Origin of the sequence: Mycobacterium sp. D16Q13 (assembly GCF_002013375.1) — a bacterium.
GTDB lineage: Bacteria > Actinomycetota > Actinomycetes > Mycobacteriales > Mycobacteriaceae > Mycobacterium.
On record NZ_MAEW01000011.1, the window covers coordinates 294,127 to 315,416 of the forward strand.

At 63.0% G+C, this 21,290-nt stretch carries 21 protein-coding genes; 9 read left to right on the top strand and 12 right to left on the bottom strand.

Annotated features, from left to right (window positions below; translation table 11 throughout):
- Positions 1-237 precede the first annotated feature (237 nt).
- From B4400_RS14430 to B4400_RS14445, 4 genes are all read right to left on the bottom strand, one after another.
- Entirely contained in the window at positions 238-1,038 is an 801-nt protein-coding gene (locus B4400_RS14430; protein ID WP_286142101.1) for a hypothetical protein, read from the bottom strand.
- Positions 1,039-2,433: 1,395 nt separating this feature from the next.
- The gene (locus B4400_RS14435) at positions 2,434-3,132 is read right to left on the bottom strand and encodes a class I SAM-dependent methyltransferase (RefSeq protein WP_170915007.1); all 699 of its coding nucleotides are present in this window, start codon (positions 3,130-3,132) and stop codon (positions 2,434-2,436) included.
- A gap of 118 nt (positions 3,133-3,250) precedes the next feature.
- A complete protein-coding gene (locus B4400_RS14440; protein ID WP_170915008.1) occupies positions 3,251-3,514 on the bottom strand; it encodes a MoaD/ThiS family protein in 264 nt (87 codons plus the stop codon).
- Positions 3,515-3,628: 114 nt separating this feature from the next.
- Entirely contained in the window at positions 3,629-4,795 is a 1,167-nt protein-coding gene (locus B4400_RS14445) for an acyl-CoA dehydrogenase family protein (protein WP_170915009.1), read from the bottom strand.
- Between the two features lie 469 nt (positions 4,796-5,264).
- Here B4400_RS14445 and moeZ point away from each other — a divergent pair, with 469 nt between their 5' ends.
- Entirely contained in the window at positions 5,265-6,428 is a 1,164-nt protein-coding gene (gene moeZ, locus B4400_RS14450) for an adenylyltransferase/sulfurtransferase MoeZ (RefSeq protein ID WP_078310996.1), read from the top strand.
- A gap of 206 nt (positions 6,429-6,634) precedes the next feature.
- Here the strand turns inward: moeZ and pgsA are convergent, their stop codons facing one another.
- A complete protein-coding gene (gene pgsA, locus B4400_RS14455) occupies positions 6,635-7,234 on the bottom strand; it encodes a CDP-diacylglycerol--glycerol-3-phosphate 3-phosphatidyltransferase (RefSeq protein ID WP_078311141.1) in 600 nt (199 codons plus the stop codon).
- Between the two features lie 42 nt (positions 7,235-7,276).
- Here pgsA and B4400_RS14460 point away from each other — a divergent pair, with 42 nt between their 5' ends.
- Both B4400_RS14460 and B4400_RS14465 read left to right on the top strand, forming a co-directional pair.
- Positions 7,277-7,822, top strand: coding sequence for an amino-acid N-acetyltransferase (locus tag B4400_RS14460; RefSeq protein ID WP_139360260.1), 546 nt, complete (start codon positions 7,277-7,279; stop codon positions 7,820-7,822).
- A 49-nt stretch (positions 7,823-7,871) separates the two neighbouring features.
- Positions 7,872-8,546, top strand: coding sequence for a carboxymuconolactone decarboxylase family protein (locus B4400_RS14465; RefSeq protein WP_078310997.1), 675 nt, complete (start codon positions 7,872-7,874; stop codon positions 8,544-8,546).
- On the opposite strand, the gene B4400_RS14470 is transcribed toward B4400_RS14465, so the two are convergent.
- Together B4400_RS14470 and B4400_RS14475 are read right to left on the bottom strand one after the other, a co-directional pair.
- Positions 8,543-11,038 carry an FtsK/SpoIIIE family DNA translocase gene (locus B4400_RS14470; RefSeq protein WP_078310998.1) on the bottom strand — a complete coding sequence of 832 codons (2,496 nt, stop codon included), beginning with the start codon at positions 11,036-11,038 and terminating at the stop codon, positions 8,543-8,545. The genes B4400_RS14465 and B4400_RS14470 overlap by 4 nt on opposite strands.
- 127 nt (positions 11,039-11,165) lie before the next feature.
- Entirely contained in the window at positions 11,166-11,708 is a 543-nt protein-coding gene (locus tag B4400_RS14475; protein ID WP_078310999.1) for a hypothetical protein, read from the bottom strand.
- 147 nt (positions 11,709-11,855) lie between these two features.
- On the opposite strand from B4400_RS14475, the gene B4400_RS14480 reads away from it, so the two are divergent.
- On the top strand, positions 11,856-13,214 hold the full coding sequence (locus B4400_RS14480) for an oxygenase MpaB family protein (RefSeq protein ID WP_078311000.1): 1,359 nt from the start codon (positions 11,856-11,858) through the stop codon (positions 13,212-13,214).
- Positions 13,215-13,217: 3 nt separating this feature from the next.
- Here B4400_RS14480 and B4400_RS14485 read toward each other — a convergent pair whose 3' ends face one another.
- Positions 13,218-13,727, bottom strand: coding sequence for a hypothetical protein (locus B4400_RS14485; RefSeq protein ID WP_078311001.1), 510 nt, complete (start codon positions 13,725-13,727; stop codon positions 13,218-13,220).
- Between the two features lie 166 nt (positions 13,728-13,893).
- On the opposite strand from B4400_RS14485, the gene B4400_RS14490 reads away from it, so the two are divergent.
- Positions 13,894-14,457, top strand: coding sequence for a TetR/AcrR family transcriptional regulator (locus tag B4400_RS14490; protein ID WP_078311143.1), 564 nt, complete (start codon positions 13,894-13,896; stop codon positions 14,455-14,457).
- On the opposite strand, the gene B4400_RS14495 is transcribed toward B4400_RS14490, so the two are convergent.
- A complete protein-coding gene (locus tag B4400_RS14495) occupies positions 14,420-14,998 on the bottom strand; it encodes a hypothetical protein (RefSeq protein WP_078311002.1) in 579 nt (192 codons plus the stop codon). The genes B4400_RS14490 and B4400_RS14495 overlap by 38 nt on opposite strands.
- A gap of 100 nt (positions 14,999-15,098) precedes the next feature.
- Here B4400_RS14495 and B4400_RS14500 point away from each other — a divergent pair, with 100 nt between their 5' ends.
- Genes B4400_RS14500 through B4400_RS14510 form a run of 3 tightly spaced genes read left to right on the top strand, consistent with a single transcriptional unit; the run spans position 15,099 to position 17,108 of the window.
- The gene (locus B4400_RS14500; RefSeq protein WP_078311003.1) at positions 15,099-15,410 is read left to right on the top strand and encodes a putative quinol monooxygenase; all 312 of its coding nucleotides are present in this window, start codon (positions 15,099-15,101) and stop codon (positions 15,408-15,410) included.
- Position 15,411: 1 nt separating this feature from the next.
- Entirely contained in the window at positions 15,412-16,230 is an 819-nt protein-coding gene (locus B4400_RS14505; RefSeq protein WP_078311004.1) for a mycofactocin-coupled SDR family oxidoreductase, read from the top strand.
- Between the two features lie 2 nt (positions 16,231-16,232).
- Positions 16,233-17,108, top strand: a complete 876-nt coding sequence (locus B4400_RS14510) for an SAM-dependent methyltransferase (RefSeq protein WP_078311005.1) — start codon at positions 16,233-16,235, stop codon at positions 17,106-17,108.
- Here the strand turns inward: B4400_RS14510 and B4400_RS14515 are convergent.
- The 3 genes from B4400_RS14515 to thyX all read right to left on the bottom strand — a co-directional run bounded on the left by B4400_RS14515 (position 17,105) and on the right by thyX (position 20,494).
- Complete coding sequence (locus tag B4400_RS14515) at positions 17,105-18,796, bottom strand: ribonuclease J (RefSeq protein ID WP_078311006.1); 1,692 nt, start codon at positions 18,794-18,796, stop codon at positions 17,105-17,107. The genes B4400_RS14510 and B4400_RS14515 overlap by 4 nt on opposite strands.
- On the bottom strand, positions 18,797-19,672 hold the full coding sequence (dapA, locus tag B4400_RS14520; RefSeq protein ID WP_078311007.1) for a 4-hydroxy-tetrahydrodipicolinate synthase: 876 nt from the start codon (positions 19,670-19,672) through the stop codon (positions 18,797-18,799). It lies immediately after the preceding gene.
- 69 nt (positions 19,673-19,741) lie between these two features.
- Positions 19,742-20,494 carry an FAD-dependent thymidylate synthase gene (gene thyX, locus B4400_RS14525; RefSeq protein WP_078311008.1) on the bottom strand — a complete coding sequence of 251 codons (753 nt, stop codon included), beginning with the start codon at positions 20,492-20,494 and terminating at the stop codon, positions 19,742-19,744.
- Between the two features lie 100 nt (positions 20,495-20,594).
- Between thyX and B4400_RS14530 the strand changes: the two genes are divergently transcribed.
- Positions 20,595-21,287, top strand: a complete 693-nt coding sequence (locus tag B4400_RS14530) for a DUF6891 domain-containing protein (protein ID WP_078311009.1) — start codon at positions 20,595-20,597, stop codon at positions 21,285-21,287.
- The last annotated feature ends 3 nt before the right edge of the window (positions 21,288-21,290 follow it).

Sequence of the window (21,290 nt, forward strand, 5' to 3'; positions counted from 1 at the left end):
AATGGAAGATTCGGCCTTGGGTAGACCGCAATTGGCAATCTCTGCCTGATAAGCCCGGACCCGCCAGGCCCAAGATCGGCGTACGCAAGCTCCAAATTTCTCTTGAGAACCGACGGCCAAGGGAGTTGGACGGTGTATACGCACTCATCGAGCAGACACGCCGGGTTCACAGGCGATAGATCAAACCACCGAAATGGAACGCGTCCACACGTACCGCCGGGGAACTTTTGGTTCCGACTATCGCACTTCGCTCATTGCGTAACCGTTGAAACCCGCGAGGTGCGAGAGCCTTACGAGATCTCGTCTCAGCAGCTGATTGTCACGCCGCAGCAGCGATCGCAGGGTTCGATGGGCGTCGGTGTCGTAGCGCAGATCCTCATCGGAACTATCCGCGGCCTTCGTGAGCTCGAAGGCCGCACCCATTTCGTCGTGAAGACCCGCGAAGGCCCTCGCTGTCATAATGTGAAAGCGAGCCCGCTGCCCCGCGGCGCACTTTTCGGACAGCACAGTAGACGACGCTGCCTGAATGACTCCGTCAAAGTCACTGCAGGCCAAGGCGGCCTCCATTCGAGTGAGCCCCACCTCGTCGCGGCCAAAACCGACCCCATGCACCTGGCGATGCTCACCGAGTCTTACTGCGGTGTGTTCCGCGGCGGCCAGCAGGCGCTTAGCCTCCGCCGGATCCGGCACGGTGGCGGCAGTCTGCGCGGCGAGCAGCTGCAAAGCCCCACGTAAGGCAGCATCATCATCGGCGCCACCCGTCTCGTCAGATGAAAGACCTGCGGCAGCGGCCAGTGCGTACCAGTGACCGTCGCCCGCTCGTCCCCACTGAATCAGGGCGTCGGCGACATGCCACGCGCTGGCAGCCACCACTATCGGCTGATTGCTCGACCCTGCCAGCAACATAGCGCGATCGGCCGCAATGAGAGCGAGGTCATGGGCACCCGCGCGGCTGCATAGCTCCCGACACAAACGGTAGAGCCGGATCAGATCTGCAGGCCCGTCGGCGCCATCCGAGTACCAGTAATGCTGTCGCATCTGAGCGAGAGCGATAGGCAGCTGCTGTGCCAATTGAGAATAACGTCCCCTGGGTCCACTCCAAATGCTCTCATAGAGATCCAGTGCGGTCGAAATATCAACCGCGGGCGCGGCCTGACTACGCCGGCTATTGCCCTCCCGGAGAACCGCTGCGTTGATAGCGGGATGATCGAGAATCGCTGATCTCATTGGACGCAACAAGTCTGTGACCGTCCGGCACTGCGGCATCACTTGGCCCGCCGGCCAATCGATCAAGTCCCGAAAGTCTTCGATGCGCAAGGCTCTGGCCAACCGCATGATCACTTCAACGCTGTCCAGACGTAACCGTCCGGTTTCCACGAGCCTCAACCACTCTTCACTGCGCCCTACGAGATTGGCCACGAGTCTGCGCGAAAGCCTAAGCTCCAAGCGCCGCAACTCAATTCGTTCACCCACCGCAAGGTCTGACGAACTAGCGCCACCGGCAGCGCTCATCGGCCTGCCGAATGGGTCATTCCCGGCCGCCTTCGCCCTGATCGACGCCAACGCCCGCCGTATCGCACCGATGTCTCTAACAGCCCACCATTGAAGTGGTATTGCACTGTCACTAAATGAAATACAGCGCGCATACCACATCCCCGATAATGTTGCATATACGCGCTCCCCTCATGGAAATTACGGCTGCTATTTACACCCGTAACCGTTCCGTAGACCCGCCGATTCCCTGATTCTGCCACCAAGATCACATTTGTGCGGTGACGGTCTCCGAAATGTGCGCATCCCGAAACACGACGGGCACCAGTTGGGCCCCAAAGATATTCGACAATCGCACCGCCAGTCGGCCCGACCGCTATCTGGGTTACAGCTAGCCCCAGATAGCCCACGGTGAGCCGATTCGCCCATGTGCAGTCTCAGATTCAACTACCGCACTTCGCGGCTCATCGAGCGCCTTCACGGCAGCTAACCTCACGAGACCCGAGAGTTACTGCAATCAGGCTTATCTAACGATCAATGCACTGTTTTCTCGATGAGACATAGAGGCTTGTTTGTCTAAGCCTTCACACCGGACGATGCCGTCGGGTTCATATGCTCGACCATTGTGACAGCGCAAGCGCACAGCCCTCGACACACAGCCACGCACGGTGTTGGACCGAACATCGCCCCCGGGGTCGGTACTGCCCCACGGCAGATCCGACGCGCGTCCTGCGCTCGCATATACCGCACGCCGCTGCCAAAATATGCTGATGCGCAGTAACTTCGGACATTCCGCCGGCTACAAATGGGCGGATGTATCCTACTGCCGCCCAAGTGATTTCATGCCCCCCGCCGCGGGACAGAGGCCATCCTTGTCTGTGGGAGCCTTTCCCACAGGGACGACGGGGCAATTCCAACTACATGTGTGACACTGGTCGGCGGTTAGTGTCGTGCCACAAGGTAGTGGCAGGTGTTTTCCAGGACATAGGAGCCGTCGTTGCGGCGGTATGGCGCAATCGATTCGGCTATTGTGGTGGCGACGCGATCCCGTCCGGCATGGTTGATTGCTAGTGCTGCCGGGCCGGTTGATAGCAGACCGCGCAGCGCGGTACCCAGGTCGGTGTACTCCCAAGGGCAGGACACCACGCGATGCCCGGTCAGAGCTAATCCGGCCCTGGTCACAAGAACATCCAGCGCATGGGGATCGGATGCGTCCAGTGGCGTTGATGCTGTGGATATTTCGGGCGGCAACAGGCCGCCGAGGTCGAGCAGGTACGTGATGGCGTCACATTCGTTTGGCGGGCCCCATGTCGCCAGCACCAGGTAACCATCGGGCCGCATGACCCGGATGGCTTCATCGATCGCGCATGCGGGTTCGCTGGCGAAGTGCAGGCAATTGAAGGCAGTAACCACGGTAAAAGCACCGTCCGGAAATGGAAGGTCCTCCATATCGCCGACTTCGAAACTCCCCGAAGGTGTCTTCTTTTGTGCGACCTCCACCAACGCCGGACAGGCGTCCAACCCGGTGACTGTCGCGCCCCGGCAACTGGCCAGGTTGGTGAAGTCGCCGTCACCGCAGCCGATGTCCAGCAGCGAGCGGCCTCGCCATGGGTCCAACTCGTCGAGGACCGCAAGAGACACCGGTCTGATGGTTCGCTGTTGGACATCAACCCAATCCGAGGCGCCAACTCCCCAAAGCTCACCCTGAAGTTCTGCTGACCGCATTTCGCCTCCGGTTGGGGTCAATGGAGGGTGGACGCTATCCGCCGGCGACGGCGGTATAGAACGCGATTCGATCGTCTGCGGATAGCGCCATGGCGCCGTCTGGTTGCTGGATGAGTTCGTCGTTGAGTACCACCCGGTGGGCCTGACGAAGTTGCCCAGTGTTGTCCAGCAGCACTCGTTTGATCTCTGGAATTTGGGCCGTCAGTTCTGCGAGTGCACCGCCGAATGTGGTCGCTGGTACCGACACTGAACGGCTATCGGCCGCGCGTTGCAATATTCCACTGAACTCGAAGATCATGGCATGTTCTCCGTTCGTCTCATTCTTTACCCGGCTCCCGCTGAGTCGGGACATTTCGGTGATCAGCCAAGGCGCCCTGTGCCGGTACCGGTTACGCGCGCATGCTGGCCGTGATCAGACGTGGACAAGGTTCGACGGGCGACTTGCGCGTGCCACCACTCCTGCACCGAGATTGATTTCCAAGATGTCCTGCGTGCCGGCGGCAAGTGCCAACCCTGAGAAATCGCGCATGTACCGGCCCAGATGCGGGTTTCCGTAAAAGCCGTATCCACCCAGCACGTTCAACGCCCGCTCCAGTACGAACCGGATCTGTTCAACGGCAAAGCACTTGGCCGCGGAAACCACGGGATCGAACACCGGCTCAGTCCTGCCCTCCGCGACGCGGGTCAACGCGTGATACAGCATGGCCCGCGCCGATTCGACTGCCACATACATGCGCCCGAGCGAGGCCTGCACGTTTTTCAGCTCGGCTACGGTTTCCCCGTAACGGACGGTGCCGGCCAACTGCGCTGCGCAGTCATCTAAGACTGCTTGGGCGCGTCCCAGTGGGGCGCACGCGATCCACAGCCGCTGGTTGCTGAGGAATCGTTGAGCGTGCGTAAGTCCGTCAGTCGCCTCGAGTATCCGGCCGGCGGGCAACGGAACGTTGTCGAAGGTGACTGATGCGGCGCCCGCCGTCTTCATACCTAAGGGTTCCGATGGCGTCACCGTGACTCCGGGGTCGTCACTATGCACCAGGCACGCCTGCATATCGCCGGTCTCGTCCAGTGCATAGGTGAGGAAGAAGTCGCTCATTTGACCACCGGTTATATAAGACTTATACCCGTTCAACACATAGTTATTTTCTTGCCGCAGGAGCACTGTGCGGAATGAGAACGCATCAGCGTCTTCGGTGTATGCGATGCCTGCGCCGCAGCGACCCTGGGCGACTGGTATCGCATACTTTTCGATCAAATCGGAACGACCAGATTCGCAAATAAGCCGGGCAATATCCACCTGGTGATTCATGATCAAAGGCAAGGCTGAATCTCGGCAGAGGTAGCCGATTTGTTCTAACACCATTCCCCATGTCAGTGCATCGGCTTCTTCACCCCCCGCCTCACGTGGCAGGGAAAAGGCCTGAAGACCCGTCACCCCAGTGGCAAACATTAGCTCAGATGGCGGTGGAAGTCTCGCATCATCTCGTTCAACTACAGTCGCCCCTATCTCTGCCAAGAGATCCCCCCAGCGGGTTTTGACCAGGTCAGCGACCTCGGCCCGGCGAGCGTCCCTATCTAACACAGCCCTCAGCTCCAATCATCAACAACCAGGACACGAACGGCAAGCAGAATCGCGCACTGGCAGCCAGTTAAATTGACCAGTGCTAAACCACAAGATCAATCATTAAAATTGGTTAACGACAGCCCCCTAAGAGTCACCGCGCCATCCCCAGAATGTACTTCCAGCCTGGGGCTGAATTTACGATCATTATGAGTATAATAAATAGTGTGACCCACCGATGGGCAAGAATCAATACTCTTCGAACACGTCCATTAGGTCACGACAATTTCCACATTAGCTCGATGCCGAGCATGCACCGATAATGCCGGAAATAGGCTTTGCAGAGGAATCTATTGGTACGAAATTCCGAAAATCTTGGGGGCATCGGCTTCGTCATCGGGCACTGAACGGACCCCCACCCGGAGGTGCTATCGCTGCGCTGGGATCACCAGTTGATTAGAGGAGTCCGTACGTGTCATCACCGAAATTGATGCCGCTGGTCGAACCAGCCGCTGAGCTGACCAAGGACGAAATCGCCCGCTACAGCCGACATTTGATTATCCCGAACCTGGGGGTGGACGGGCAGAAGCGGCTCAAGAACGCCAAGGTGCTGGTGATCGGCGCGGGCGGGCTAGGCTCGCCGGCACTCCTCTATCTTGCGGCCGCGGGTGTCGGCACGCTCGGGATCGTCGACTTTGACGAAGTGGACGCCTCGAACCTGCAGCGCCAGATCATCCACGGAGAGTCCGACATCGGCCGCTCGAAGGCCGAAAGCGCGCGTGACGCAATCGTCGAGCTCAACTCCGGCATCGTCGTCCGGCTTCACAAGATCCGGCTTGAGCCGGAGAACGCGATCGAGCTGTTCGCCGAGTACAACCTGATCGTCGACGGGACCGACAACTTCGCTACCCGATACCTGGTCAACGACGCCGCGGTGTTGGCGCGCAAGCCCTACGTATGGGGCTCGATCTATCGCTTTCAAGGACAGGTATCGGTGTTCTGGGAGGACGCACCTGAGGGGCGCGGCCTTAACTATCGCGATCTGTACCCGGAGGCCCCACCGCCGGGCATGGTGCCTTCGTGCGCTGAGGGCGGCGTGCTCGGCGTGCTGTGCGCCATGATCGGTTCGGTCATGGTGACCGAGGCGATCAAGCTGATCACCGGTATGGGTGAATCATTACTTGGCCGTCTGATGGTGTATGACGCGCTGGAAATGAGTTACCGCACCATTGCGTTGCATCGTGACCCCGAGCGTCAGCCGATCACCGAATTGATTGACTACGAGGCGTTCTGCGGTGCGGTGTCCGAAGAAGGACAGGCCGCAGCGGTGGGGTCTACCATCACTGCGCCCGAGCTGAAGGAGCTGATCGACACGGGCGACGACATCGAGCTGATCGACGTGCGTGAGCCCGCCGAATGGGACATCATGCACATTGCGGGCGCCAAGCTGATACCGAAGGACCGTTTCCTCTCCGGTGAAGCGCTCGCGGATTTACCGCAGGACCGGCCGATCGTGCTGCACTGCAAGACCGGTATCCGATCCGCGGAAGTCCTCGCCCTTCTCAAAAAAGCGGGCTTCTCGGATGCCACGCATCTGCACGGCGGCATAGTCGCGTGGGCGAACCAAGTCGACAAATCACTACCCGTTTACTGACCTCAACGCGTACGCGGACGCCGGTGCGGACACCCTGATGGGTATCCCAGCGGCGTACAGCACCGAGGACCGCTTGACGCAGCTGCGCCTGCTCGCCGAAGCAGCGGAACGCTCCGAAGCAGCGGAACGCTCCGGAGCAGGCCAAGACCGCCAGTAAACCGCGCGCCTCAAGGATCAGGACGTCGCGGCAGGGATCTAGCCCCGGGTTATGCGGATTTAGGCCGGGGACGCAGTGCCTGCACCAGGTAGTCGATGCCGGTGAGGACCGTGAGGACCACCGCCAGCCCCATGAGGACCATCGCAGCGGTGTGCCAATTCCCCGTCAACGGCAGCAGATAGCCGGCGATCGCCAACGACTGGACCATGGTCTTGAGCTTGCCGCCCCGATTTGCCGGGATCACACCATGGCGGAGCACCGAGAAGCGCAGCACCGTGATTCCGACCTCACGTACCAGGATGACCGCGGTCACCCACCACGGGAGATCTCCGAGCATACTGAGCCCGATCAGCGCCGCGCCGATGAGCGCCTTATCGGCGATCGGGTCGGCGAGCTGGCCGAATGGGGTGACCAGCCCATAGCGGCGGGCGAGTACGCCGTCGTATCGGTCGGTGGCGATGGCCAGCGCGAACACCCCGAAAGCGGCAATGCGCCAGGAAGATTGGTGCCCGCCCTCGGTGAACAAGACGACGATGAACACCGGTATCAGCACGATGCGCAGCACCGTGAGAATGTTGGCAATGTTCAGCAGCGGCACCGGCGCAGCCGAAGCCTCGGAATCAGGCTGGGTTTCCGGTGGCATCGGCACGTCAAACACCCTATCTGTTCTGGGGCTGGCTACTGTTCACGCATGAGCGCTGAAGGTACATCCGGCATCTCAGGGAATCTGGGGCACACGACTCCCACGGTGACCGTTCGCCGGTCCCGTACCTCCGATGTGCCCGCCATCAAGGCGCTTGTCGACGTCTACGCCGGACGCATCCTGCTGGAGAAGAACCTGGTGACGCTGTACGAGGCGGTCCAGGAGTTCTGGGTGGCCGAACTCGACGGGGAAATCGTCGGCTGTGGCGCCCTGCACGTGCTGTGGTCGGACCTCGGTGAGGTGCGCACCATCGCGGTGCACCCCAGGCTCAAGGGAGCCGGAGTCGGGCACGCGATTGTCAGCCGCCTGCTCGATGTCGCCAGGGATCTGGAACTCCAAAGAGTGTTCGTGCTGACTTTCGAGGTCGACTTCTTCACCAAACACGGATTCCGCGAGATCGAGGGCACCCCGGTGACCGCCGAGGTGTACGAGGAGATGTGCCGGTCCTATGACACGGGCGTGGCCGAGTTCCTCGACCTGAGCTACGTGAAGCCCAACACGCTGGGCAATACCCGGATGCTCGTCCACCTCTGATTCCGCGCATCAGGGCCCTCGCGGCGCCATCGTCGGCCATGATCGGGGCATGCCACGACTGCGCCAAGTGTCCCGCGCCGAAACCGACGACCGACTTGTCCATCGCATGTACGACCAGATCTTCGGCGATCGCGATCCGGTCACCGCTCCGGGGACCACTACCGGCACACCCGGTGACTGGTGGACGGTTTTTGCGCTCGTGCCCGACGCCCTGAAGCACTCGGTCCAGGGTTTCGCGTTCTACCGCAGCCCCGATCGCAAGCTGGATCCGGTTTTGCGTGAGCTCGGACAGACCCGGGCCGGCTGGGCACGTCGCAGCCAGTTCGTCTTCTCCCAGCACTGCAAATCGTGCCGCATTGTCGGCATCTCCGAGGAGATGATCTCCGCGATCCCGTCGTGGAGTACCGCCGAGTGCTTCACCCCCGCACAACGGGCGGTACTGGCCTACACCGACTGCCTGGTACTGGACGGCGGACGAGTACCCGACGGGGTGTTCACCGCGCTGAAAGCCCACCTGTCCGATGAGGAGATCCTGGAGCTCACCTACATCACGGCCATGTACGAGATGCACGCGGTGATGAGCACGGCGCTGCGTTTGGAGTGGGACAACCGCGAGGAGCCGATCGTGGAAATCGCCGCTCCCGAAGGGTTCACGTCCTTCGATGTGGGCGACGCCATCGCATTGCGGCGCGACGACGACACCGAGAAGTCTTCGGGGACTTAGAAGTCTTCCGGCACTCCGCCGTCGTCTTCGTCTTCCTCGTCGGCTCCCCCGCCGCCACGGATCGAGGCCATCACACTGCCCAGATCCTCGGGTTTCACCATGACCTCGCGCGCCTTGGATCCCTCACTGGGGCCCACGATTCCGCGTGTCTCCATCAGATCCATGAGGCGGCCCGCCTTGGCGAAGCCGACCCGCAGCTTGCGCTGCAGCATCGAGGTCGAGCCGAATTGACTCGACACCACGAGCTCGACGGCCTGCAAGAAGGCGTCCATATCGTCACCGATGTCAGGATCGACATCGTCCTTACCGGGACCGCCGCCGACCTTGGCGGCGGTGACGCCCTCGGTGTAGTCGGGCTCGGCCTGTTCCTTGGCGGCTGACACCACGGCGCTGATCTCTTCATCGGTGATGAAGGCGCCCTGCATGCGAATGGGCCGCCCGGCCCCCATCGGCAGGAACAGTCCGTCACCCATACCGATGAGCTTCTCGGCGCCTGGCTGGTCCAGGATGACGCGGCTGTCGGTAAGCGATGACGTCGCAAAGGCAAGGCGCGATGGCACATTCGTCTTGATGAGGCCGGTGACGACGTCCACCGACGGGCGCTGAGTGGCCAGCACCAGGTGGATACCGGCCGCACGTGCCTTCTGGGTGATGCGCACGATGGCGTCCTCGACATCACGGGGCGCGGTCATCATGAGGTCGGCAAGCTCGTCGACGACGGCGAGAATGAAGGGGTACGGGCGATATTCACGCTGGCTGCCCAGCGGTGTGGTGATCTCGCCAGAGCGCACCTTCGCGTTGAAGTCGTTGATGTGCCGGACCCGGCTGGCCTGCATGTCCTGGTAGCGCTGCTCCATCTCCTCCACCAGCCACGCCAGAGCGGCCGCGGCCTTCTTCGGCGAGGTGATGATCGGGGTGATCAGGTGCGGAATACCTTCGTAGGGCGTCAGTTCCACCATCTTGGGGTCGATCAGGATCATCCTGACCTCCTCCGGCGTGGCGCGTGCCAGCAGTGAGACGAGCATCGAGTTGACGAAGCTCGACTTACCCGAACCGGTAGATCCGGCCACCAGCAAGTGCGGCATCTTGGCCAGGTTGGCGGAGATGAAGTCGCCCTCGATGTCCTTGCCCAGGCCGATCAACAGCGGATGGTGATCCCTGCGGGTCTCGGGCGCGGTCAGCACATCGGCCAGCCGCACCATCTCCCGGTCGGTATTCGGCACCTCGATGCCCACCGCGGACTTGCCGGGGATCGGCGCGAGTAGGCGCACGCTATCGGTGGCCACCGCATAGGCAATATTGCGTTGCAGCGCGGTGATTTTCTCCACCTTGACGCCAGGGCCGAGTTCCACCTCGTAGCGGGTGACGGTGGGGCCGCGGTTGAAGCCGGTGACGGCCGCATCGACCTTGAACTGCTCCAGTACCCCGGTGATCGCCGCGATCATGTCGTCGTTCGCCGCGCTGCTCTCTTTCGGCGGGTCTCCCGCGATGAGCAGATCCAGCGAGGGCAGCACATACGGGCCCTCGACCACCCGATCGACAACGGGCATCTGTGCTTTGGGCTTGGCCTTCTTGGTCGGTTTGACCACCGGTACTGGCTTGGGCGCGGGTGCGGCGGGAGGCTCGGGGGCCGCGGCTCCCTCTTCCTCGAGCGGGTAGTTCTCCATCGGCGTTGTCCCGCGCTTGAATTCGCGAGTCGCCTCATAGTCGTCTTCCGGCTCGAGATCCTCTTCATCCCACTCCGGGTCCAGGTCCTCGTCGTCCCACTCGTCATACTCCTGGGGCGAGAACATGTTCCGCAGGGTGTCGGGGATGTCGCGGATCGTGGTGCCGGTCAGCAGTAGTACACCGAAAACGATCGCCATCACGAGCAGCGGCGCGGCGATCCAGGCGGTGAGGCCCTGCGCGAGCGGTCCGCCGATCACAAAACCGACGAATCCTCCTGCGGCCGAGCGCCCCTCCGGGGAATCGGGCGAACCCGCGAACAGGTGCCACAGGCCGAGGATCGGCAGCGCGACCATGGCGAAGCCGAGCAGCAGGCGCGGACGCTCCTCCGGGTTCGGCTCGGTGCGCATCAAGAACACGGCGATGACGAGTGCGATGACCGGAACCAGCGCCACACCGGAGCCCACCACCGCACGGAAGACATCGTCAATCCAGCCGCCCACCGGCTTGGCGGCGTGGAACCACGAGCTCGCGCCCACCACGAACGCCAGGCCCAGCAACGCCAGCGCGATGCCGTCGCGCCGATGGCCATGCTCGATGTCGTGAGCGCGGCCCACCGACCGGAACAACGACCCGACGCCATGGGCGCAGGCATGCCACCCGGTGCGCGCCCCGCGGCCCAACGCCACCAATGGCGTCGTCCAGTGCTGGCTACGACGCTGATTGCGGCGACGGGGCGCCGGACGACGGGTCGGCGCAGTGTTGCGCGACCGGGGTCCCGGCTTGGTGTTGCGGCCGCGCGAACGGCTGACAGTCTTACTCGCCATGGCGACAGCCTAGTCGCAACAGTCACATCCGCACCATCTGCAACACGGGTAAAACCGCTAGTAAGCAAATGTTTTGTCACCTACGCGAGGCCGCCCCGAGACAGTCCCGTGACCTGAGAAACCCGGCTTAGCGGTCGGGGCGCGGCTTAGTCTCGCCCAGCCAGGACTGATTCGCGGCGATGTAGAACTGGTCGCCGTTGAAACTGCTGGCCGAATGTCCCCGGAAGCAATAGACGCCCTCGTCTTTGGTGACGGCACATTTGACGGCGCGGTAATTGAAGTAGTTACCCGGCGCGAGCACCGGCGGCCGCGTCGCGGGAGTGAACAGTGACTCGCCCGTCGCGTCGAAATGAGCACGCCAATCGCCCGGGAACCAGGCCACCTGGTTCGTGCCGGCGGGCGCCCCGGGGAACGAACCGTTGCAGCCGAAACTCCCGTCGATCCAGATCGCACAGGTCAATCCGCGAGGCGTCGCGAACCAGGCCCCGTCGGTGTCATCACGCAGGAACTGCTCGAAGTCGGCCTGTTTGAACTTGGTGATGTTGTTGACGTCGGGATATGGATTCGGGTCCCCCGAGATGTCGGGATCCGCCGCCGCGGAGGCCACCGATCCGACAATAAGCCCCAGTGTCAGCGCGATGATGCCCGCCAACTGAGTCAGCAGCCGCATTCCAACCCCTCCCGATATTCGTGGTTACCCAGTCAGCAAAATAGCGAGGCCGATTCTATTGACCCCGTCGCCCCTGCGAGGGAAAACCGGCCAGACACTTGACAATGAGTGTTGCCAACATGCCCTGGCGCTCGCTAGCCTGTCCCCATGAGTGGCAACGGCGCCCTATCGACAGTCAGCACGCATCCCAACGACTACTACTGGCGGGCAGGGATGGCTCTGCGCCCCGCACCAGCTCGGTTGCGATTCGACGCGATGTGGACTCAGTCCCGCAGGGACATCCTGACTCCGTGGATGGACTTCCATGAGGTCCCCAGAGAGACGCCGCGCACCCGACTGCTCGCCGATCATCTCTGGCAGGGCGACGAACTGATGGATGCGGTCGTGGACCGCATCCGCAAGATGCCCGCTCGCCAGGGTCGGGCGATGCTCACCCGGGCCCTCGACCACGGCATCGAATCGATTGAGAATCCGCCGGCGGAGTTCGTCGCGTTGTTCGAGCAGCTCGACAATCCACCCGCGTGGTACGACCCCGCGCTCTGGGAACGCGGGCGGCAGCTGTGGAACAACTCGTCATTGGCGGCCAAGTTCGGTATGGGCTTCGGCGATACCTTCGGCACGTTTGTGGGCGACGAGGTTGCCTACGCCACCGGCGCGACCGGCAGATTCGTCAACGACACCCTGCGCCGCAACCTGGAAACCACCGCATGGTTTCGCAAGATGACCTATCGCGGTGCTCTGGAACGCTTTTCGCAGCCTTTCAAGGACACCGTCCTGGTGCGTCTGATGCACGCACAGGTGCGTGCCGGACTCCGGCGCTCCTGGGGAGACGAACAGTTCGCCCACCACGGCAACCCGATTTCCAATTCCATGATGATGGGTGCCGCGATGACCTTCGGGCTCATCCCGCCGCTGATCGACCATCAGCACGGGCGCACCCGCAGCATCGCCGATCTTGAAGCCGCCGTGATGTATTGGGCGTACATCGCCTACGTATTCGGTGTGGCCGACGAACTGATCCCCAAGTCCGTGGCGGAGGGGATGGAGACCATGGACTACATGGTCGCCTACGCCGGTGGCCCCTCGGAATGGACCGACGTCATGATGACTGCGGCATTCGGCTTTGTCGACAGGGGAATTGCGGGACGCATTGGCCGGCTCGTGTTCACTCCGGTTCTCGGTGTCGCCGCGTACTACGGCGGTGAGGATCTGGTGCGGGCACTCGTGCGCGCCACTCCCCTGCGCGACGCCCGGCTGCAACCGTGGACGTGGCTGACGGGTATCGCGGTACACGCCAACGTCCAGTTGCGCCGCCTGACCGACAGCCTGCCAGGCGCCAAACGCCGTGCACAACAACGCAATGGCGAGCTGCTGTGGTGGTCGGCGACGGTCATCAATCAGGCGCTGGCCAAGCTCGGCGGCATGCACGACACCTCATACACCCACCATGACGCGACGGCGGCGACACCGGCAGGCTGCCCGGTGCCGCACGCCCCACGCAATTAGCGGCTACTGCTCGTTGCCCAACCAGGTCTTGCCTGGCGTAATGAGGAACCGGGCACCCGAATAGCCGCCCTTACCGGAACCCGCTCCGCCGCAGTACAGATGATTCTCGGGCGTTGTCGCGCAACGAACATTGCGATACTCGATGTAGTTATTGGCCGGCAGTACCCTCTGCGCTTCTCCGGACGTGAATCGAATCTGCTCGGTGTTATCAAAATGCGCGGACCCCTCACCGGAGAACCAGCCCACCTGATTGGTGCCAGCTGGAGCTCCTGGGATAACGCCATTGCAGCCGAAGCTGCCGTCGTCCCAAATGCCGCAGCTCAGTCCGGAGGTGGATGAAAACCACACGCCAGGCTTGTCGGCGATCCGGAACCCCTCGAAGTCGAACTTCGCGTACTTGCTGGTATCCGGGTACGGGTCCTTCGGCGGGTCTGCCGCAGCGGGCAACGCCGTTCCCACCGACATCGCCAAACCTGCTACCGCGCCCACCATCGCAAACCATTTTTGCGACATCGCTAGTACCTCCCCTGTTTCCCAGTATCACTGCACTACGTATTTCGCGTGCAGTACCACGTGATAAATCATACACAAATTGTTAACTGAAACATCCACCAAAATAGACACAGCTACCTTTCAGATTCGCCTTCCCTCGCACGTAGATTCATCTATGGTCGGATACATGACCGAGAAGGTCGCCCGCCATGACTACTTCACTGCCGCGTTCGAACTACTGGCCGCGGGCGGCAAGCCCGCGCTCACCACAACGGCGGTATGCCGAAGGATCGGCGTGACAACGGGCTCGCTGTACCACCACTTCGGCAGCGGCGCCGGTTTCTACCGGGCAGTCATCGACTACTGGGAGAACGACGTCACTACCGCACAGCGCCAGCGCGTGGACGAGGTCGACAACCCGCGGGAACGGCTGGCCGTACTGGAACAGGCCGCTCGCGAGGCAGATCACGAGGTGGAGAAGGCCATTCGCGCCTGGGCGATGGCCGACCGCTACGTCGCCGCGGCGCAGCACCGCGTGGACCAGGTACGGCACAAACACCTCACCAAGCACTACATCGACGCCGGGTTCGAACCGGGCCGGGCGGACACCCTGGCGCGCATCGGATTCAGCATCCTGGTGGGGGCCCAACAAATCGGCACGCGCGTTGATCGCGCGCGTCTCAATGCCGCACTCGACGAGTACTCCGTCTGGGTCAATTCGTCCGTGCCAGCGGCACCCACTTCCCGGTGACCTTGGTGTATCGGGACATCAGCGCAAGCGCATGGTCGGGGAAGAGTTCACGAGGGAAGGCCTCACGCGTTCCCGGCCGAGCCGAGAACAGGATTCCCACGGCGTTGTCGTTCACCACCACGTTCTTGATCTCGGTGTAGTCGCGCAGGATCATGAGCCGAGTAGTCAGAAAAGATTGCCCTAGTAGAGCATTCGCCGTCGGACGCAGTACCCAGAACGTGAACTCCGACGCTCCGAACTCGGCGCGCTGTACCGTCCCGACAGGTATCGCCTGCATGGACAGCCGAGTACGAGATCGAATTCTCGACGCGATCAGGGCTGCCGCCGCGACCACGACGATCAGGATCACTACACCGGCGGGAGCCTCAACAAACACGAAGAAGAACGCGACGTACAGCACGGCGCCAACGAGCAAAATCCAGACGGCCCGTGATCGTGCGACGGTACGAAGCGCGCCATTCGTAAGCTTGCCTCGTCCATCCTCGGTGAGGACAACCTCGGTGCGGATCGGTAGCCCGGCCACAGGGTGTTGATCGGTCATATCCCTCCCTCGATACCCGCACAGCCTATCGACCGACGGCCCCTCGAGACTGTTTCGGTACGGTGGAATTCGATCGACTCCCAACGACGAGAGGTGTTCCATGCCCACTGTGGTGGCGTTCTTGTATCCCCAGCCGGATAAGCGCGACGAGGTCCGTGCCGCGCTTCTCGAAACCATCCCCCAGGTGCACGACGAGCCGGGCTGCAATCTCTACTCCCTGCATGAGGCACATGATCGCTTCGTCTTCGTAGAGTCCTGGGCGAGCAACGAGGCACTGGCGGAACACGGGAAGGCGCCTGCCGTCACCGCGATGTTCGGTAAGGTGGGCCCGCTGCTGAGTCAAGCTCCGGAAATCGTTGTTGCCGAATCACTTCCAGCAGGCGATCCCGCCAAGGGTGATCTGACGCACTGATATGGGCAAGCTAGACGGCAAGGTCGCCTTTATCACCGGCGCGGCCCGCGGGCAGGGCCGCGCCCACGCGATCAAGCTGGCTTCGGAGGGAGCCGACATCATCGCGGTCGATATCTGCGCACAGATCCCCTCGGTCGAGTATCCGATGGCCACCACCGAGGACCTGGACCTCACCGTCAAGGAGGTCGACGCCCTGGGGCGCGCCATCTCGGCACATGAGACCGATGTGCGTGACCGGGCAGCACTGCGGGCAGCCTTCGATGCCGGCGTCGAGGCCCTCGGGCCCGTCGACATCGTGGTCGCCAACGCCGGTATCGCCACCCTCACTCCCGAAAGTGGCGAGGAGGGCTGGACCGATGTACTCGATGTCAACCTCACCGGCGTGTATCACACGATCGAGGTGGCCCGGCCGTCGATGGTGGAGCGGGGCGCCGGTGGTTCGATCGTGCTGACCAGCTCGGTAGCCGGACTGACCGGCATGGTGATGAACACCCCGGGCGGGCTGGCGTACACCGCCGCCAAACACGGGCTGGTCGGGCTCATGCGGTCCTATGCCAACATGCTTGCGCCACATAATATTCGAGTGAATACGATCCACCCGGGTGGTGTCGCGACGCCCATGCTGGTGAATCCGGTGACGGAAGAACTGTTCGCCAACGGCGCTCCCGAAGGCATGTCTGATACCGGCCATGCCTTGCCGGTAGTTCTCATGCCTCCCGAGGACATGGCCAACGCGGTGGCATGGCTGGTGTCGGAGGACGCCCGCTATGTCACCGGTGTCGCGCTTCCGGTCGACGCCGGGTTCACCAACAGGCGCTAGACATGGCACGGACAAACCCCGCAGCGCAGACCGCGTACGGCCCCATGGCCATCGCGGCGATCGAGCAGCACGAGCCGCGCGGGTCCCGGATCGTCGATGACGGTCTAGCCGCCCGAATCCTGCCCGCAGGACTGCGATGGTGTGTCCGCGTCACCGCCTGGACCACGCTGCGGAACCTGCTGATCAGGCTCGCGGAGCGAAGCGGTCAGGGCGCCTGGTCTATTTTCGTGTGCCGTAAGCGCTACATCGATGACCAGCTGGCCTCGTCCGCGGGCACATGGGAATCGGTCGTCAATATGGGTGCCGGAATGGACACCCGCGGATGCCGACTGGCGCGAAGCTCCCCGGTACCGGTATTCGAGGTCGATCAGCCGGTCAACATCGCGGCCAAGCGGCGCGCGATCCAGAAGGCGGTCGGCGCACTACCGCCGTCTGTCCACCTTGTTCCTGTCGAGTTCCAGCACGACGATCTGGGCGACGCGTTACGCCGGGCCGGGCACGACGTCACCGCGCGCACCTTCTTCATCTGGGAGGGCGTCACGCAGTACATTCCCGAACCGGCGGTCCGGTCGACACTGGACTACCTGAGCACCGCCGCACCGGGCAGCCGTCTGGCCTTCACCTACGTGCAACGCGATTTCATCGATGGCTCGAACCTGTACGGGAACACGATCCTGTACAAAAGGTTTCGGCTACGCAGCCAGGTATGGATGTTCGGCCTCGCACCCGGGGCGGTGGCACCCCTGCTCGCCGAGTACGGCTGGCGGGTCATCGAGGATGTCAGCGGTCCCGAGTTCCAGGAGCGCTATCTGGCACCCGCTGGACGCAGCCTTTCGACCACAGAACTGGAACGGACCGTGCTCGCCCAAAAGACCTAGCCCACGGTCAACACGGTCGGCACGATCATCGGCTGGCGACGGTACTTCTCGCCAACCCACTTGCCCACGACGCGCCGCACAGCCTGCGCGATGCGGCCGGTATCGGTAACCGATTGTTCGGCAAGCGAATTCAGCTCCGCTATGACGAGCTCGGTCACCGGGTCGAGCGCCTTGGCATCATCGGAGAAGCCGCGCGAGAACAGCTGCGGCCTGCCGACGGCACGCCCATCACTGCGCACCGCGACGGTGATCGCAATGAATCCCCCGCCACCCAGGGCCAGGCGCTCGCCCACAGTGACATCGGATACGTCGCCGTCGACCAGACCGTCAACGAACATCTTGCCCACCGGCACGCGGCCGGAGATGCGAACACGCTCGTTATGCAGATCGACGCTCACACCGTTCTCGGCCAACACGATTCGGTCATCATCCACACCGGTCTTGACGGCTAGCCCCGCATTGGCGCGCAGATGCCGCCAGGTGCCGTGCACCGGCATCACATTACGTGGCCGCACCGCGTTGTACAGGTAGAGCAGCTCTCCCGCGTAGGCGTGACCTGAAACATGGACCCGCGCATGGGTATTCGTTACCACCCGGGTGCCCACCTTCGCGAGAGAGTCGATGATGCCGTAGACCGCCTCTTCGTTTCCAGGCACCAACGACGAGGACAGGATGACCAAATCATCGGTGGTGAGTGTGATCTGGCGGTGGTCGCCACGCGCCATCCGTGACAGCGCGGCCATCGGCTCGCCCTGCGTACCGGTGGTGATCATCACGACGCGTTGCGGTGCAAGCTCGTTCGCGACGTCCACGTTGATGAGATTGCGGTCGTCGATGTCGAGGAAGCCCAGATCTCGGGCGATGCCCATATTGCGCACCATCGATCGGCCTACCAGTGCGACGCGACGGCCGTGCGCCACTGATGCATCGATAATCTGTTGCACCCGAGCCACGTTGCTGGCAAAACACGCGATAATCACCCGGCCGCGGGCGGTCTCGATGAGCCGGTTGAGCGTCGGGGCAATCTCGCTCTCCGACGGGCCCACACCCGGAATTTCGGAGTTAGTGGAGTCGACGAGGAACAGGTCGACTCCCCGGTCACCCAGCCCGGAAAGTCCGGGCAAGTCGGTCGGGCGGCGGTCCGGGGGCAGCGGATCAAGCTTGATATCGCCGGTGTGCAGGACGGTCCCGGCCTCGGTGTGCACGGCGATGGCGAGAGCATCCGGAATGGAATGGTTGACCGCGAAGTACTCGCATTCAAAGGCGCCGTGGGTGGACCGCTCGCCCTCGGCGACCTTGACGAACCGCGGGGTGATGCGGTGTTCGCGGCACTTGGCTTCCACCAGCGCCAGCGTGAACGCCGAGCCGACGACGGGGATATCGGGGCGCATCTTGAGCAGGTATGGGATGGCGCCGATGTGATCCTCGTGCGCATGCGTGAGGACCAGCGCCTCGACATCGTCGAGACGATCTTCGATAAGGCGGATATCCGGGAGGATCAGGTCCACGCCAGGCTCTTCATGGCCCGGGAAGAGCACGCCGCAGTCGATGATGAGCAGACGGCCGCGTAGCTCGAAAACCGTCATGTTGCGGCCGATTTCGCTGATGCCGCCCAGGGCCGTGACACGCAGCGCGCCCTCGGCGAGCGGTCCGGGCGCACGCAGGTTATCGGGTGGGGTGAGAGCCACCTACAGCACCCCGGCAGCGCGCATATCCGCAGCCAATCCCTCGATCTGCTCCGGGCTCGGCGGGACATTCGGCAGGCGGGGATCGCCAACCTCGATGCCCTGCAACCGAAGCCCGGCCTTGATGGCCCCCACGGCACCCAGACGTCTGCAAGCCTCCGTCACCGGCGCGATCTGCGCATTAATCTTGCGAGCTGTCTCCACATCACCGGCGTTGTAGGCGGCCAACAACTCGCGCAGCGGGCCGGCCACGAAATGCGATATGACGCTGACGAATCCGACCGCTCCCACCGACAGCCAGGGCAGGTTCAGCGGGTCGTCACCCGAGTAGTAGACGAGGTCGGTACCGGCGATGACCTGGGCACCACCGTGCAAATCGCCCTTGGCATCCTTGACCGCCACGATGTTCGGGTGTGCGGCGAGCTCGCGGATGATGTGGAAGTCGATGGGGATGACCGAGCGCGGCGGAATGTCGTACAAGATGACGGGCACATTCACCGCGTCGGCGACTGCGGTGAAATGCGCCAGCAGCCCAGCCTGCGAGGGCCGCGAGTAGTAAGGGGTGACGACCAGCAACCCGTCGGCCCCGGCGGCCTCGCACTCCCGGGAAAGCTTGATGCTGTGCGCGGTGTCGTAGGTGCCAGACCCGGCGATGATGCGTGCGCGGTCGCCCACGGCGGCCACCACCTCGCGCAGCAGGGTCAGCTTCTCGGCATCGGAAGTAACGGGAGACTCACCGGTGGTGCCAGAGAGCACGAGCCCATCGCACCCGGCGTCGACCAGATGCGCGGCCAACCGGACCGCGGTGTCGACGTCAAGGGCGCCATCGGCATCGAAAGGAGTCACCATCGCGGTGAGCACGGTGCCGAGCCGCGCCACTGTTTCGCCTGCTGTCACGGCATGAGAATACCCGCCGCGACCAAGTGAATATGCCGTGCCCCGTGTGTCTTATCCCTCGTAAACCAGCGGGGAGATCGCGACCTCGGTGCCGTCGGCCAGGGTTGCGATGTCGAAGTCTCCAAAGATCGACGGCGCCAGGTCGGCGAGCTGGCGCAGGCAGGCGATCGCCAGACGCCGAATCTCCACGTCTGCATGCTCGCTGGCGCGCATCGCGATGAAGTGCCGCCAGGCCCGGTAGTTCCCGGTCACGACGATGCGGGTCTCGGTGGCGTTGGGCAGCACCGACCGGGCCGCCTGCCGCGCCTGCTTGCGCCGCAACACGGCATTGGGGACGTCGCCGAGCTTGGATTCCAGCTTCTCCAGGAGCTCGACGTAGGCCGCACGGCTGGCATCGGTGGCCTTGCGCAGCAGCTCCACCAGCTCCGGATCGTCCTCGACGGCAGGTGGTAGCACGACGTTGGAGTCCGCTTCGGGGACAAATCGCTGCGACAGCTGCGAGTAGGAGAAGTGGCGGTGGCGGATCAGCTCGTGGGTGCACGACCGGGAGATTCCGGTGATGTAGAAGGTGACCGAGGCGTGCTCGAGCAGCGAGAGATGGCCCACCTCGATGACGTGGCGCAGGTAGCTCTCGTTGGTGGCAGTGCGCGGGTTGGGCTTGGACCAGCTTTGGTAGCAGGCCCGCCCGGCGAATTCGACGAGTGCCGGGCCGCCATCGGCATCGGTACTCCAGTCAATATCCGGAGGTGCGATGAAGTCGGTCTTCGCTATCAGCTGCACACGCAGCGGCACGATCTCTGCCACGCGCCACACCCTATCGGCGGCCGTGGCCCACCGATCACCAGGACAAGCCCGCCGGTGTTCTCGACATGCAGCCCGCAACTCCCCGAGCTACCTTTGACGTGTGCGCATTCTCGAATGGCAAACCGGTGATCGCGATGAGCTACGGCGCTTCATCCGCGAGTACCTCGTCGCCGGTTTCTGGTCACGGGACGAGGTAGAAGATTCCGTCGCCGAGTGGGTGGACGACTCCGGCCAGATCGATCCCGATGAGGCCGTGGCACTGGTGCAGGAGATGTGGAGTGAGCGTCTCGCCGAACAGGCGACATGGGCCGACACCGGCGACTACGGCCGGCTCCAGTACACGTTCGCCCACCTGGAATCCGAGGGCATCCTCGCGCGCATGTGCTTCGCCTGCTGCACGACCTGTGCCACCTCCGAGATCGACGGCGAGCGCACCGTCAATCCGGATCCGCCCGATGGGTACCGCTACCACCAGTGGGCATACACCTATTTCCACGAGCAAGATGCGCTGCGCCTTGCCGACGATCATCCGGTTCTTTACTTGGGGTACAGCGCGTTTCGCGCCCACCCTGGGTTGCCGACAGACCTGCTGGAGGCGTATCAGCGCGGCGATCCGGGCGCCGAGGCCCAGGTTCACGAACGTACCGACGCCATCGTTGGACGCAGAATTGTGCAGCTGGCGCAGCACTTCGGACTGAACACGTCGTGGTCCGGTTCCGGGAAGTCCAGGATCGAACTGCACACCGATCAATGGCGCAAACCGCTGCCGGTCGGCTCCCCGCAGGCGCGATAGGCC

What these genes read in the sequence shown, in the direction of transcription:
- B4400_RS14430 (WP_286142101.1), bottom strand. Translation starts at nt 1,038, where the DNA reads ATGCGACAGCATTACTGGTACTCGGATGGCGCCGACGGGCCTGCAGAT.
- B4400_RS14440 (WP_170915008.1), bottom strand. Translation starts at nt 3,514, where the DNA reads ATGATCTTCGAGTTCAGTGGAATATTGCAACGCGCGGCCGATAGCCGT.
- moeZ (WP_078310996.1), top strand. Translation starts at nt 5,265, where the DNA reads ATGCCGCTGGTCGAACCAGCCGCTGAGCTGACCAAGGACGAAATCGCC.
- B4400_RS14460 (WP_139360260.1), top strand. Translation starts at nt 7,277, where the DNA reads ATGAGCGCTGAAGGTACATCCGGCATCTCAGGGAATCTGGGGCACACG.
- B4400_RS14465 (WP_078310997.1), top strand. Translation starts at nt 7,872, where the DNA reads ATGCCACGACTGCGCCAAGTGTCCCGCGCCGAAACCGACGACCGACTT.
- B4400_RS14470 (WP_078310998.1), bottom strand. Translation starts at nt 11,038, where the DNA reads ATGGCGAGTAAGACTGTCAGCCGTTCGCGCGGCCGCAACACCAAGCCG.
- B4400_RS14475 (WP_078310999.1), bottom strand. Translation starts at nt 11,708, where the DNA reads ATGCGGCTGCTGACTCAGTTGGCGGGCATCATCGCGCTGACACTGGGG.
- B4400_RS14480 (WP_078311000.1), top strand. Translation starts at nt 11,856, where the DNA reads ATGAGTGGCAACGGCGCCCTATCGACAGTCAGCACGCATCCCAACGAC.
- B4400_RS14485 (WP_078311001.1), bottom strand. Translation starts at nt 13,727, where the DNA reads ATGTCGCAAAAATGGTTTGCGATGGTGGGCGCGGTAGCAGGTTTGGCG.
- B4400_RS14490 (WP_078311143.1), top strand. Translation starts at nt 13,894, where the DNA reads ATGACCGAGAAGGTCGCCCGCCATGACTACTTCACTGCCGCGTTCGAA.
- B4400_RS14495 (WP_078311002.1), bottom strand. Translation starts at nt 14,998, where the DNA reads ATGACCGATCAACACCCTGTGGCCGGGCTACCGATCCGCACCGAGGTT.
- B4400_RS14500 (WP_078311003.1), top strand. Translation starts at nt 15,099, where the DNA reads ATGCCCACTGTGGTGGCGTTCTTGTATCCCCAGCCGGATAAGCGCGAC.
- B4400_RS14505 (WP_078311004.1), top strand. Translation starts at nt 15,412, where the DNA reads ATGGGCAAGCTAGACGGCAAGGTCGCCTTTATCACCGGCGCGGCCCGC.
- B4400_RS14510 (WP_078311005.1), top strand. Translation starts at nt 16,233, where the DNA reads ATGGCACGGACAAACCCCGCAGCGCAGACCGCGTACGGCCCCATGGCC.